Here is a 13046-nt window from a genome sequence, read left to right on the forward strand (position 1 = left end):
TTGCGACTCTACCCTTTTCCCTTGTTGATCTTTATAATATCATGATAAGCTTCTAAAACACCAGCCGTTGTTTCTTTGGTGATCATATCTACTTTGTCTTTCACAAATGATCTGGCATTCACAGGCGCATACGAACGGCCAACTATAGTAAGGCCCGGCAGATCACCACTGCTGTCACCAATATAGGCAATCTCATCCAGATCCAATCCAAGCTGATCACATAATAATTTGATACCATGCCCTTTATTGGCCTTTTTAAGAATAATATTAACGGAAACATCCGTGGCATGAACCTCAAACATTGGATATTTCCCCTCCATATAATTCAGCACTTCTTCATGCATCATCGCAATTTTTGATGAATCAGGGTTTACCAGGCCGGCATCGGTGTATTTTGCAAACTCAGGATAAGTGCCATCATAATTTTTGATCAGAGTATTCACCAACCACTCTTTTATTTCCTCCACGGCGTTTTTCGCTTCATCATCAAAATGCGGGTTCCATGTAATTTTATTGACCTTAATGTCATAGATCCCTGCCCCGCTTTCAAAAAGCATAGGGGTTTCAATTCCCAGCCATTGTCCAACTGCCTCCACATATGGAAAAGGCCTGCCGGAACAAATAGTCATCGGCGGAACCGTTTGATCATCTTTACTTTTCAGGATCAGGTCTTTGATCCGGGTCACAGCTTCCCAGTTTGGTGTTATAAAAGGATGAGCCATACACCCATCAAGATCTGTAATAAATAATTTGATCATTCTACAATGGGAAATTTACAAGTAAATTATTAATGTAATTTATACGCTACCGGCCAAAATCATCTTCAATTCGAACGATATCTTTTTCATTGGATGGATGGTCGGCATAAATATGCTGCCAGATCTCCGCAACAACACCCCAATCATCCAAGCCAACTAACCGGTGTCTTTCACCTTGCTGAAGCGTAACCCGATCTCCCTCGTTATACTTTTTGAGCTCCCTCTGGTTGTCAGTCAGGCTTCGGATAACCCCAACCGGTCCTTCTACAATTTGCCACATTTCAGCTCTGCGGTGATGATATTGCCAAGACAGTCTCTTGCCCGGTTCAACCAATAATATCTTCGGACTAAGCTTACCGGAAATATTAGCTTCAGACATCTCCACATCATTGAAATAGGTTTCAATGAATAGGTTCGCCTGTTGTTCATCGATCACAAAGAATCCACCCCAAGGGCGATCAAAATCATGGGCTTGTATCTTAAAACCCTGATCTTTTAATATTTTTTCAATGCTCTCAAATCGTTCTTTCTTCTCAGACATTATTACGTAATATAGATGTGAATTTTGTGTTGATCTTACTTATCAGATCGGGAAGACGGCATTAGCATAGATGTAAGTAGCAGTAAAAAAGCCATTGCCCCCATCCACTGATACTGATTTTTATAATCTGCGTACTCCTGACTTGCGAACTCACCCTTTTCGAGTTCATCCATTCTTGCCAGAAAAGCATCAATTCCGTCGTTGCCCCGTTCTATTGAATAATATTCTCCATTTCCCTTTTGTGCAATATTTCGCAGTATCTGACTTTGCAACTTAGTTGTAACTACCTGTCCCTGATTATCTCTTTTATAACCTATCAGATCACCTGTTCCCTCTTCATACAAAGGAATGGTAGTGCCATCTGCCGTTCCTATACCTACCGTGTATACCAAAATATTTTCGTTAGTAAGAGATCTCAAAGCCTCTTCATAGGACTGCCCGTGATCCTCACCGTCAGATATTATAAGCAGTACCTTAGAGGCATCCGCACCGTTCTCTTCGAGTGATTGAAAGGCCTCCAGTGCTGTTTCGAGCGCCGGTTTGAAAGCGGTTGCTGAACTCGGCATTTGTTCTGTGTCTGCAATATCCAGAAATAACCGTAATGCAGAATAATCCATTGTCATGGGGCTTTGCAAATAAGACTCTCCGGTAAACACGATCAGCCCGACACGGTCACCTCTAAGTCTTTCGATAATTCGGTTGATCTCAAATTTAGCCTTTTCAAGTCGGCTTGGGCGCACATCCTCTGCATTCATACTGGCAGATAGATCGAGGGCAACCAGCATATCTATTCCCTGTCTTTTGATCTCTCTTACTTCAGTTCCAATTTTTGGTCCCGCCAGTGCTATGATCAAGAAAAAAATTCCTGCAAACATTGATATGTTTTTTAGTCTCTCACCCAAAGGCCAAAACCCTTCACGAAGGGAATTGAACAACTCATCACTAAAATACCTTTTCTGCAGATTTTTAATCCGGGCAGACTTCCACCACAGTAAGGCAATACCCAAAGGTATTATTAACAGCCACCAAAGATTTAATGCGTTTTCCCAGATCATAATATGCGTTTAAGGTGCTGACAAGATAAAGTTTCGATTATTTAATATGAACATTAAATGCTGCAATTAAGTCAATCTTTGAATAGCCAGATTTCTTCTCAGCCTGTTCGGGCTAAATATTACTAATGACCCATTTAGTGAAAAGTTCCCGAAACCGGAAAGAGTAATTTTTTCTGATGTTAATCTCTTCATCGTATGTAAAGCAGGGTGGTACTACATGAAAAAAGTGATTCGCATTGGGAATTTCATACACTGTAAAATTTGAAGGCAATGAGTTCGAAAAAACAGTATTAAGTTCGTCGATAGCCCATTCAGGATAAACCTGACCATCATTTTCAGCAAATATAAATAGAGCCGGAATATCAATTTGGGTGAGATATTCAGCCGGTTCAAACCCTAACTTCATTTTCATGTGTCTCCATTTTTTTGTGATAGCGATCATGGACACCCAATTCTGATGAGACTGTGCTTTTTGAATCGCTTTCTCGTAAGCAACGTCTTCATCCTCACCCTCACACACATATTCACTATGATATTCATTCACCAGCTGTCTGGTTGGGTCAAATGTAGGTCCGGCAAGAGAGGCAGTAAACTTGACCTTATCAGATGCTGTAGCTCCCACTATTTGAGCAACCCATGCGTCTTCACCATGGCCTACTATTCCAATTCTTGAAGGATCCACTTCTTTTCGCATACTCAAAAAATCGATGGCCGCCACAGCATCATCAGCAAAATCATTTAAGGTTGTTCTCCCCCAGCGACCGTCTGATTCTCCCACGCCTCTTGGGTCATAATAAAAAACAGCGATGCCTATTTTAGGGAAAACCCTTTCCAGATTTTCCTCAATGAAACTAGCCCTTTGAGGATGAAAATCACCCCACTCATAAATCCCGCCCATGAACACAATCACAGGAACATTCTCCTGCCCGTTCGGAAGTACCAAAGTTCCATTAAGAACATTATCACCGCTTTTAAATACAACTTCTTCTCTTTGAATATCCTGGGCAATGGAAACCGAGGTGGTAAAAGCAACAATTAAAATAACTGCTAAATACTTAACTGTACGTGTCATTCTGATAAATAGCCTGTCTATTGAATTTTGTGATAATTAATTATTGCCTATAGCCTTGCAAGGATACGATCGATCTGGCTCATATGCCTTTCAGTATGATAAATATTGAAATGTATCCACTCTTCGCGAGTCAGGTAACCATAAATCGGATGTTCGAATGATGTGCAAACTTCACTGCCCTCATATTGATCTGCCATTGCAGTGATCTTTTCCCGTAGACTCCGGAAGTTTGAAGTAAGTTCTTCTTTTGACCTTTTCTCATTTCCCGGAAGTATTACTCCTTTGGCCTTTAATCTTTTATTTATATCCAAAAATTGAACTCTCATTTTTTCTACGATCGTTTCTGAATCCCGATCCGATTCAACTTTGGTCTCTCCTGTAAACAATTTAGGCACACCAAATTCCGACCGGTACAGATGCTCCAACACCTGTGCTGGCGTCCAGGTTACTTCATCCGGATTTGAATGAAATTGATCATCTGTGATCTTATCGATCTTACTCAATAACGCTTCAGTATTTTGATCAAGCTTATCTTTAAGGCTCATTTCCTGTTGAGTTAATGAATTTATTGTGAGCAAAGTGACCTACTCTCAATCGTTACCTTTTGGCGTAAAGGCCTGAATGCCAGTGATCTCACGGCCAAGTATCAATCCATGAATATCATAGGTCCCTTCGTAAGTATTAACGGATTCAAGATTCATAACGTGGTGTATCACGCGGTAGTCTCCAACTATTCCATTACCTCCGTGCATGTCACGTGATATCCGGGAGATCTCTAATGCTTTTCCAGAGTTATGCCGTTTGGCTAGCGACGTCATTGATGGATGATCACGTCCTTCATCCTTGAGTTTACCAAGGCGAAGTACCAGCATCTGCATAGCTGTTATATCAGTCATCATATTTGCCAATTTGGTTTGAATAAGCTGATTCGCTGCCAGTGGTTTGCCAAACTGTTTCCTTTCCATCACATACTGCCGTGCCCGCTGGTAACAAAACTCGGCTGCACCAACCGTGCCCCAGGCAATACCATAACGTGCGGAATTCAAACACATAAATGGCCCTTTCAATCCTTTGATATCCGGAAAAGCATTTTCATCGGGAACAAATACATCATCAAATACAAGCTCTCCAGTTTCTGATGCCCGTAAACTCATTTTGTATTTTGTGTGAGGAGCCGAATATCCTTTCATATCCTTTTCAACCAAAAATCCTCTGATAACACCTTCGTCCTTAGGGTCTTCCTTAGCTTTAGCCCAAACCACAGCAAGATCAGCGATCGGGGAATTTGTGATCCACATCTTTGCTCCGTTCAGTTTCCAGCCACCTTCTGTTTTTAAAGCTGTAGTTACCATAGAACCGGGGTCAGAACCGTGATCGGGCTCGGTCAGTCCAAAGCAGCCGATCATTTCACCTGAGGCTAATTTTGGCAGATATCTCTGTTTCTGTTCTTCTGTCCCGAATTCAGAGATCGGATACATCACCAAAGACGACTGAACACTCATAAAAGAACGATAACCTGAATCAACACGCTCTACTTCGCGGGCAATCAAGCCATATGCTGTATTGCTGGCATTTGACCCACCATATTCTTCCGGAATCGTTACACCTAACAAGCCCATTTCACCCATTTCTTTAGCAATATCCTTATCAAAATATTCTTCCGTATTGCCTTTAAGAGCGCGAGGTTCCAACTTGCTTTGAGCATAATCACGTGCCGTCTCCATAATGAGACGGTCTTCCTCATTCAATTCAGATTCAAACAAATAGGCGTCGTCAATATTGAATAGATTCTTTGACATGGGTTTATCACTTTCTGGTTTATTTGTTTAGTGGATAGTAAGAAAAATATACTTCAGGCTGAAAAATATGGGCTCATTATTTGTTCATTTCCAATAACATATGTTGTCAAAAAAATAAAAGCCTGTCCCTCAAGATGGGGTACAGGCTTTTTGGGGTCTCCAACAACAATCATTTATTTTTTAAGCCAGGGTTTTTTTCAACTCTCTGGCAATGATGAGGCGCTGCACCTCTGAGGTTCCTTCACCAATCGTCATCAGTTTGGAATCTCTTAGGAATCGCTCCACATGATATTCTTTGGTATAACCGTAACCACCGTGGATCTGCACAGCCTCAAGAGAAGCGCGTACAGAAAGTTCAGAGGCAAAAAGCTTTGCCATAGAAGCTTCTGTTGAGAACGATTTATCGTTATCTTTAAGCCATGCAGCACGCAAGGTCAATAATCTGGCAGCTTCAGTTTCAGTGGCCATGTCCACCATTTTTCCTTCCAGATATTGGAAGTTTCCGATAGCTGTTCCAAATTGCTTACGCTCCATGGAATATTGCAGGGATTCTTCCAGCGCACCACGTGCAATGCCTACAGAAAGTGCAGCAATACCAACACGGCCTCCATCCAGTACTTTCATAGTGTCAACAAAGCCCATGCCTTCATCACCTAGCAGATTATCAGCAGGCACCTCTACATTTTCAAAAACCACTTCAGTTGTATCAGATGAGTTCATCCCAAGTTTATGCATTCCTGAACCGGGCTTCACTCCATCCCATTCTCTTTCAACTATAAATGCTGAAATACCTTTTGTCCCTTTATTAGGGTCCGTTTTCGCAAGCACTACATAAGTATCTCCCACAGAACCCTGAGTTATGAATATTTTGGAACCGTTCAGAATGTACTTATCACCCTCTTTTATGGCTGTTGTTTTCATGCCTGAGGCATCACTACCAGATCCGGGCTCAGTCAGGCACCAGGCTGCCAGTTTTTTACCGGATGTAAGATCCGGCATGTATTTCATCTTTTGTTCGTGATTTCCTGCCAGTGCAATATGTCCGGTTCCTAATGACGTATGTGAGGCTACTGTCAAAGCCAAAGAAGCATCCCATCTTGCTATTTCTTCTAGTACCAGGCAGAAACTAACGACATCAAATCCGCCACCGCCATACTGCTCTTCATGATAGATCCCAAGCATTCCTAACTCCCCAAGCTCCTTTACAATATCGTGAGGAAACTCTTTACTATTATCTCTGTCCATGACTGTAGGCGCAACTTTCCTTTCAACGAATTCCTTAACGCTGTCGCGAATCATTTTTTGATCGTTAGTTAGCTCGAATGATAAATCTTTCTCCAAATCGGTATCCATATTTAGTAATACTATCTTATTAAATTTGTTTGTTGGAAACGCTTCCAAGATAACGGTTTGATACTTTAATTTCGTTCTTGAAAGTGTAAAAGTTGTATTGGTGCCCTTCAGATAAAATCAATGAAAATCATAACTGAAAAACTTTAATACATCTTTGTTTAGTTCTCTGTGCTTAGCCAGTACGAATCAATCACCATGTCTCCTACTGTGATGCGGTCTACAACTTCAATCCCCTCAAGGACTTCGCCGATCACGGTGTAGTTGCCATTTAGATGAGGACTCCACTGATGCATTATAAAAAACTGACTTCCTTCCGTATCAGTTCCTGCACTGGCTATTCCAACTACTCCCCGGTCATATTGCATTTCTGAACCCTCGGTAGGCACCACATAATCAGGGCCGCCAAAGCCATCCTGCGACTCAATATCTCCTCCCTGGATCACGAAATTTGGCACTACTCTGTGAAACGGCACATTATCATATGCATCCTCCATAATAAGGCTATCCATGCCGGCGATCGTAACCGGTGCTGAGAGTACATTCATTTTAATTTTGATATCACCTTTAGCTGTCTCCAATATCCAGACCGGTTCAGGCCCAAGGACCGCAAGTTTCTCCCAATCCGGCTTCCTGAATTCGGGCTTTGATGCGGAGGTAGGATCAACTTCCCAGCCTTGTTCATCTAACGATTTATTCAGTGCGGTACTACCCCATTCTGACCATTCATTTATCAGTGAAGCTGCCTGTTCCTCAAAATGCTCTTTAAAAAAGCCACCGAATGCCTGAAAAACTTCTATGTCTTCAGGCATTTTATAATCGCTTAACAGATCCGCGATTTGTGTGAAGTCATTCTCATTCATGATACCTGCATCTTCCATAAATGAAACAGTGCTGTATGTGACAGATCGATCCTGGCGGTTCAGAAAGACAAACAGCATTTCTTTGAGATCCCGCTCTAAAGCCGATGTTATATCACCACTTTTAAGCTCACTCCACCAACTTTGCAATGATTGAGACGCAAACAAAGCTTCCAAACGATTTTCATGTTCAGCGTATTTTTCCATCAAATCAAGATAATCATTCGGTTCCAGCAACTTTTGCAGGATCCTGAATTTCTTGATTAATAAATACGAGTTTTTATCAGCTAATGAGTCAACAAGGTTCTGATATTCACTCCGGTCGGTCAATGCCTCGATTCCTGATAGTCTGACCGCAGCTTCTTTAACCGAATTGGTGACTATCTTTTCAGTGATAACCTCGTCAAAAGAATTAGATCTATTGTTATGTGCAGCAATCTGTTCCAGTGCCGTAATATTTACAACCGGATTTTCATGCCCCAGCAGCAGGGAATAAACTTCTTCAAGTTTATTATTCCACTCTACCTTAGTGATCTGCTGAGCCAACTCCACGGCGAGCTGAACATTCATTTCTGAGATATCGGAAACAGGAAGCTTTTCAAGAGTTTTCGCCGGTGCACTGTTGAAAGAAATTCGAAGCACGTATTGCCTGATCTCAGGACTTTGGACCCAGGTGTAGGCATCCCAGATGTTATTCTGCAGTTCTTCATCAGCCACTGTTATATTATCACGATAGAGTCCGTAGAAATAGGCCCTGTACAGATCTTCGTTGTTTAAAACGGCGGCATATCGCAAAAGACTTTTTCGGGTTACCGGATTGATCTCATAGTCCATCATCAATCTGCCGATCGCAAGGGCAGCATCATATTCATAATCAGATTCCTCTCCAATGATATCATTAAAATTCTGTACCAGAATATCCAGCGAATTCTGATTTCCCTGTTTACCCAAAACCAGACTGATGCCTTTTCTCAGTGAACTTCGCTCGATCCAGAGATCGTGCAGCCTGAAAAGATGCTCATCATCCAACTCCTGATTACTCAGTGCCATCCAGGCTTCCCTCGAATTACTGTATTGGACCCTTGTAATAAATTCATCAACATCAGAGACAGGCGTATTTATCAAACTGCGCCAGGCTTGAGTTCTAATAAATTCATTGGGATGGTCCACAAAATTCAGCAGTGAATCTGCATTTCGTTCGTATACATGTTCATAAAGTGCAGGATACTCATTCGTTAAAAGTTTTGAGTATGCACTTTCTTTATCACACGACACAAGAAACAATAAGGGAAAGAACCAGATCAGCTTACACATATTTTTTACACATTCATTATTGAACTTCATACCTAAACTCCTTTTATTACACATGTATTTTACATAGAAAACTTATCATCATGGACAACGCACATTTAACTCGCAAGCAACACGAATTCTTCACCTTCATAGTTGAGTATAAAAAAGATAATGAAGTATGGCCTACTTATCGTGAGATCGCCGACCATTTTGGTTACGCCTCACCAAATAGCGTAACCCAAAATATACAGGCACTACTTAAGAAAGGCTATCTAGTTAAAACAAATGATGAAGAATATGATCTTCCCTCAGAAAAAAAGAGTCTATTGGGTGAAACCGATGAGCAAGAAGGTATCCCGATTCGAGGTCTGATCGCTGCAGGTTCGCTACAGGAAGCCGTTGAGGCAAATCTTGGCAGCATCACCATGGAGACCCTATTTCCTGACTTGGATGACCTATTTGCCTTGCGCGTTACCGGTTTCAGCATGAAAGATGTCGGTATATATGATGGAGACTTTGTGCTTTTAATGGATACTGATGTAAAGAACGGAGATATCGGAGCCGTGCTTTATGATGGAGAAACGAGCTTGAAAAAGATATACTGGGATGATAACGGATTACGGCTGGAACCTGCCAACCCTGAATATGATGACATCATTATTGAACCTGACGTGTTTGAGGAAGTAAAAGTAATTGGGAAATATATAGGGCATGTAAACCGTCAGGGATTTCAGAGAGCTATTCCAAAGGTGGCTTGAACGCTATTTTGTTGCTTTTAAAGCATTTAAACAGACAGTAGTGTATACTCCCTTTCTTATCCGTTTTTAATCTTGATTAAGCCAAGCTGAATTAATGCATCAAAAGGAATTATTCAACGTATAATGACTTTGCTTTCTGAGAACTATGCCTTATCTTTACAAGCTCTCAATTAAATGCAAATAAGAAATTAGATAGATATGTACGCTATTGTTGAAATCGGCGGGCACCAATATAAAGTAGCAGAAAACGACGTATTGTTTGTTGACAAACAAAACGCCGAAGATGAAAAGCTTACATTTGATAAAGTGTTGCTGATAAAGGATGATAATGGAACTGTGAATGTCGGCACCCCTGTTGTAGAGGGTGCTGAAATCTCTGCCACAATTCTGGACACCGTTAAAGCGGATAAAGTTTTAGTCTTTAAGAAAAAGCGCAGAAAAGGATATCAAAAACTTAATGGTCACCGTCAGGTAATGTCTCAGATCAAGATCGAGAGCATTACTGCTTCAGGTGCCTCTCCTAAGAAAGCTGCTAAAAAAGAAGAAGCTCCGGCCCAGAAAGCTAAAGCTCCAAAAGCAGAAGTCAAAAAGGAGCAAACCGCAGATCTCGAGTCTATGACTGTTGCTGAATTAAAAGATCTAGCAAAAGATAAAGGCCTTACAGGATATTCAAGCCTGAGAAAAGCGGAACTCATAGAAGCACTTAAATAATTTTTTAATACAAAACCCTTACTGTTATGGCTCATAAGAAAGGTCAAGGTTCAACAAGAAACGGTCGTGATTCAAACTCCAAGAGACTTGGTGTAAAAAAATTCGGTGGAGAGTTTGTTCGTGCAGGCGGAATTATTGTTCGTCAGCGTGGCACCAAATTTCACCCCGGCTTAAATGTTAAGCGAGGCGGAGACGATACTCTTTTCGCTACTGAAACCGGCACAGTAAATTTCTCTGTTCGTTCCGGTGGCCGTAAGCACGTAAATGTAGATCCTGTAAACTGATCTGCATTAAATGAAATTTAAAAGCCTCGTGCATATTTTGTACGAGGCTTTTTTTATATCTTTATTTTATGGAACAACCAATCATACCCGGCTTAGATCTTCCGGTTCGTAACATATATTGTATTGGCAGAAACTATGCCTCTCATGCTAAAGAACTTGGTAATAAGGTGCCGAAAATCCCGCTGGTGTTTCTGAAGCCCCTAGGAACCATTTGTTTTGACGGCTCAAAAATTGAACTCCCAAAACAATCAAATGACGTTCATTTTGAAGCTGAGATTGTTTTAGCAATCAGTAAATCCGGGAAAGATATCTCCCCTGCCAAAGTAAATGAGCATATTGGCGGCGTTGGTGCTGGCATTGATTTTACTGCCAGAGACATACAGGCAATTTCAAAAAAGCAGGGTAAACCCTGGACCATTGCCAAAGGATTTGACGGTTTTGCACCCATCAGCTCATTCACTAAACTTGATCCTCGTCAGGATCTGTCTGAGGTTGACATCAAACTATTCCAAAACGGTTTTGTAAAACAGCACGGCAATTCATCTGAAATGATATTTCCTATACCTAATCTAATTACCTTTTTGTCACAATTGTTTACCCTGCACCCGGGAGACCTTATCTTTACAGGTACTCCTGAAGGTGTTGGAAAAGTATCTTCGGGTGATGAGCTTGAAGTACTATTGAATAATGGAGATCAATCACTCAAAGTAACCATCGCCTAGTCTTGAGAACCCCCATTTTTACTTTACTGCTCTCCTTATCTCTATTCGTCATTCCCGCCAAGGCTCAGGAGTATCTTTGGCCTACCGATTCCGGCACCTATCTAAGTGCGACATTTGGGGAAACCCGGTCAGCTCATTTTCATGCGGGTTTGGATATCAAAACATGGGGCAGGGAAGGCTATAGGGTTTTTGCCGCAAAGGATGGAATTTTATATCGATTACTAATTACTGAAAGAGGATACGGTAACGCTATTTACTTAAAACATCCCAACAATACCTACACAACCTACGCTCACTTACAAAGATTTAACTCTTCCTTTCAGTCACTGGCTGATTCCATTCGAATGCAAGACTACTCATTTGAAATGGACGAGAAGTTTGAGTCTCAAGAAATAGCAGTAAAAAAAGGAGATGTTATCGGATTCACTGGTTCGACCGGAATCGGACCGCCACACCTGCATTTTGAGATCAGAGATTCATTGCAAAATCCTATCAATGCTTTAAAGGCGGACTTCCCAATCAAGGATAACATCCCCCCTGTTTTTAGCTCTGTGATCGTAGAGCCTCTTACAAATGATAGCAAGGTAAATGGAAAGCCGGTTTCGCATTTTATTAGAGCTAATAAATCTAATGACAACTACAATTTTGGCATAGTTAAAGTAGAAGGAACTGCGGGATTGGCGGTAAACGTGTACGATCAGGCAAACGATGTCTACAACGCCTACGCAGTTCATCAACTTACATTGATGCATGATTCGGATACACTCTTTCATGAGGAACTTGATTCCTTTAGCTTTGATCAGGAGAATGAAATGTTCTTGGATCGCATTGCTCCCTTTGGTTCAGATAAACGAGGTCACCAAAGACTTTACGGCAAGGATGGTCATAACAATCCATTTTATACCATTGACCGGCACAAGGCTCGGTTAGCTGCCACCTCTGATCCAACTACCTATACAATTATCGCACAAGATTATTTTGGAAATACTTCTTCCGCAGAAATAGCTCTGGTCAGTGATTCTGCGGGCTCTTTAAAACGGTATCCGACAAGCTGGTTAGCTTCTGAAGAGTGGTACTGGACGGAAAACTGGTTTTCACCGGATCAAACAAACACCTACATTTTTGAGGACCTGAAGGGACTCAAGCTCGCCCCGAATCACAACTTAGTTTTGCTTCAGAATGGACAAAAGGTCTTTGAGTTTCTGAGATTATTGCCCGACTCTGCTCATAAGATAGATACCGGAGACCGCAATTTACGTCTTCGATTCAAGCCAAACACATTTTTTGATACACTCATGATAGCTACAAACAGGTCTAAAGATGCTGATAACTCAATTGAAATATCAATTCTACCTGAAAATGCACCCCTGAAAAATAACTTTATGATGGAATATTTTATGGGCGATCATTTTCAAGCACATAATAGGTATGGGTTCTATAGGATCGACCCACAGGATAATGAACTCAGTTATGTCGATTCCAGACTCAGAGGCAAAACCTTATTGGGCTTTCCAAACGAGTTTGGCACCTTCAAAATAGTAGCTGATGAAATACCACCAAGCCTGACTGATCTTAGGATGGTCAGAACAGATTATGGAAAATGGTTTGTCACCATTAATGCATCGGATGAATTAAGCGGTATAGACTCTTCCAGCGCCATCTTCGAAGTAAATGGAGTGAAAGGTATTGCTGAATACGATTACGAAGAAGAGTTACTGAGATATTATCACCCTGACTTCACCCCGAACAGTGAAAACACTATAAAGATAAGAGTAAAAGATAAGGCCGGTAATGAGATCGAAATTACTGATACGATCACATTAACCGACCGATAAAGATGTTA

13 protein-coding genes are annotated in these 13046 nt (G+C 41.3%); 5 read left to right on the plus strand and 8 right to left on the minus strand.

Annotated elements, in window-relative coordinates; all coding sequences use genetic code 11:
- Positions 1 to 8 precede the first annotated feature (8 nt).
- From ACKGJO_RS08570 to ACKGJO_RS08605, 8 genes are all read right to left on the minus strand, one after another.
- Complete coding sequence (locus tag ACKGJO_RS08570; RefSeq protein ID WP_411323004.1) at positions 9 to 758, minus strand: HAD family hydrolase; 750 nt, start codon at positions 756 to 758, stop codon at positions 9 to 11.
- Between the two features lie 46 nt (positions 759 to 804).
- Entirely contained in the window at positions 805 to 1299 is a 495-nt protein-coding gene (locus ACKGJO_RS08575) for a cupin domain-containing protein (RefSeq protein ID WP_411323005.1), read from the minus strand.
- Positions 1300 to 1334: 35 nt separating this feature from the next.
- The gene (locus tag ACKGJO_RS08580) at positions 1335 to 2354 is read right to left on the minus strand and encodes a VWA domain-containing protein (RefSeq protein WP_411323006.1); all 1020 of its coding nucleotides are present in this window, start codon (positions 2352 to 2354) and stop codon (positions 1335 to 1337) included.
- A gap of 112 nt (positions 2355 to 2466) precedes the next feature.
- Positions 2467 to 3426, minus strand: a complete 960-nt coding sequence (locus tag ACKGJO_RS08585; protein WP_411323007.1) for an alpha/beta hydrolase family protein — start codon at positions 3424 to 3426, stop codon at positions 2467 to 2469.
- A 47-nt stretch (positions 3427 to 3473) separates the two neighbouring features.
- Entirely contained in the window at positions 3474 to 3971 is a 498-nt protein-coding gene (locus ACKGJO_RS08590; protein WP_411323008.1) for a DinB family protein, read from the minus strand.
- Positions 3972 to 4016: 45 nt separating this feature from the next.
- Positions 4017 to 5225, minus strand: a complete 1209-nt coding sequence (locus ACKGJO_RS08595) for an acyl-CoA dehydrogenase (RefSeq protein ID WP_411323009.1) — start codon at positions 5223 to 5225, stop codon at positions 4017 to 4019.
- 180 nt (positions 5226 to 5405) lie between these two features.
- The gene (locus tag ACKGJO_RS08600) at positions 5406 to 6578 is read right to left on the minus strand and encodes an acyl-CoA dehydrogenase family protein (protein ID WP_411323010.1); all 1173 of its coding nucleotides are present in this window, start codon (positions 6576 to 6578) and stop codon (positions 5406 to 5408) included.
- A gap of 158 nt (positions 6579 to 6736) precedes the next feature.
- Complete coding sequence (locus ACKGJO_RS08605; RefSeq protein ID WP_411323011.1) at positions 6737 to 8779, minus strand: peptidylprolyl isomerase; 2043 nt, start codon at positions 8777 to 8779, stop codon at positions 6737 to 6739.
- 50 nt (positions 8780 to 8829) lie between these two features.
- Between ACKGJO_RS08605 and lexA the strand changes: the two genes are divergently transcribed.
- The 5 genes from lexA (at position 8830) to ACKGJO_RS08630 (ending at position 13038) form a co-directional block, all read left to right on the plus strand.
- Positions 8830 to 9486: a transcriptional repressor LexA gene (gene lexA, locus ACKGJO_RS08610; protein WP_411323012.1), complete on the plus strand. Its 657-nt coding sequence runs from the start codon at positions 8830 to 8832 to the stop codon at positions 9484 to 9486.
- Positions 9487 to 9684: 198 nt separating this feature from the next.
- Positions 9685 to 10197, plus strand: coding sequence for a 50S ribosomal protein L21 (gene rplU, locus ACKGJO_RS08615; protein ID WP_411323013.1), 513 nt, complete (start codon positions 9685 to 9687; stop codon positions 10195 to 10197).
- A gap of 26 nt (positions 10198 to 10223) precedes the next feature.
- On the plus strand, positions 10224 to 10481 hold the full coding sequence (rpmA, locus tag ACKGJO_RS08620; RefSeq protein ID WP_411323014.1) for a 50S ribosomal protein L27: 258 nt from the start codon (positions 10224 to 10226) through the stop codon (positions 10479 to 10481).
- Positions 10482 to 10549: 68 nt separating this feature from the next.
- Entirely contained in the window at positions 10550 to 11203 is a 654-nt protein-coding gene (locus tag ACKGJO_RS08625; RefSeq protein WP_411323015.1) for a fumarylacetoacetate hydrolase family protein, read from the plus strand.
- Between the two features lie 2 nt (positions 11204 to 11205).
- On the plus strand, positions 11206 to 13038 hold the full coding sequence (locus tag ACKGJO_RS08630; protein ID WP_411323016.1) for a M23 family metallopeptidase: 1833 nt from the start codon (positions 11206 to 11208) through the stop codon (positions 13036 to 13038).
- Positions 13039 to 13046: the final 8 nt, after the last annotated feature.

This window comes from Gracilimonas qinghaiensis, assembly GCF_046602855.1.
Classification (GTDB): Bacteria; Bacteroidota; Rhodothermia; order Balneolales; family Balneolaceae; genus Gracilimonas.

Coding starts and splice junctions, on each gene's coding strand:
- ACKGJO_RS08570 (WP_411323004.1), bottom strand. CDS start 758: ATGATCAAATTATTTATTACAGATCTTGATGGGTGTATGGCTCATCCT.
- ACKGJO_RS08575 (WP_411323005.1), bottom strand. CDS start 1,299: ATGTCTGAGAAGAAAGAACGATTTGAGAGCATTGAAAAAATATTAAAA.
- ACKGJO_RS08580 (WP_411323006.1), bottom strand. CDS start 2,354: ATGATCTGGGAAAACGCATTAAATCTTTGGTGGCTGTTAATAATACCT.
- ACKGJO_RS08585 (WP_411323007.1), bottom strand. CDS start 3,426: ATGACACGTACAGTTAAGTATTTAGCAGTTATTTTAATTGTTGCTTTT.
- ACKGJO_RS08590 (WP_411323008.1), bottom strand. CDS start 3,971: ATGAGCCTTAAAGATAAGCTTGATCAAAATACTGAAGCGTTATTGAGT.
- ACKGJO_RS08595 (WP_411323009.1), bottom strand. CDS start 5,225: ATGTCAAAGAATCTATTCAATATTGACGACGCCTATTTGTTTGAATCT.
- ACKGJO_RS08600 (WP_411323010.1), bottom strand. CDS start 6,578: ATGGATACCGATTTGGAGAAAGATTTATCATTCGAGCTAACTAACGAT.
- ACKGJO_RS08605 (WP_411323011.1), bottom strand. CDS start 8,779: ATGAAGTTCAATAATGAATGTGTAAAAAATATGTGTAAGCTGATCTGG.
- lexA (WP_411323012.1), top strand. CDS start 8,830: ATGGACAACGCACATTTAACTCGCAAGCAACACGAATTCTTCACCTTC.
- rplU (WP_411323013.1), top strand. CDS start 9,685: ATGTACGCTATTGTTGAAATCGGCGGGCACCAATATAAAGTAGCAGAA.
- rpmA (WP_411323014.1), top strand. CDS start 10,224: ATGGCTCATAAGAAAGGTCAAGGTTCAACAAGAAACGGTCGTGATTCA.
- ACKGJO_RS08625 (WP_411323015.1), top strand. CDS start 10,550: ATGGAACAACCAATCATACCCGGCTTAGATCTTCCGGTTCGTAACATA.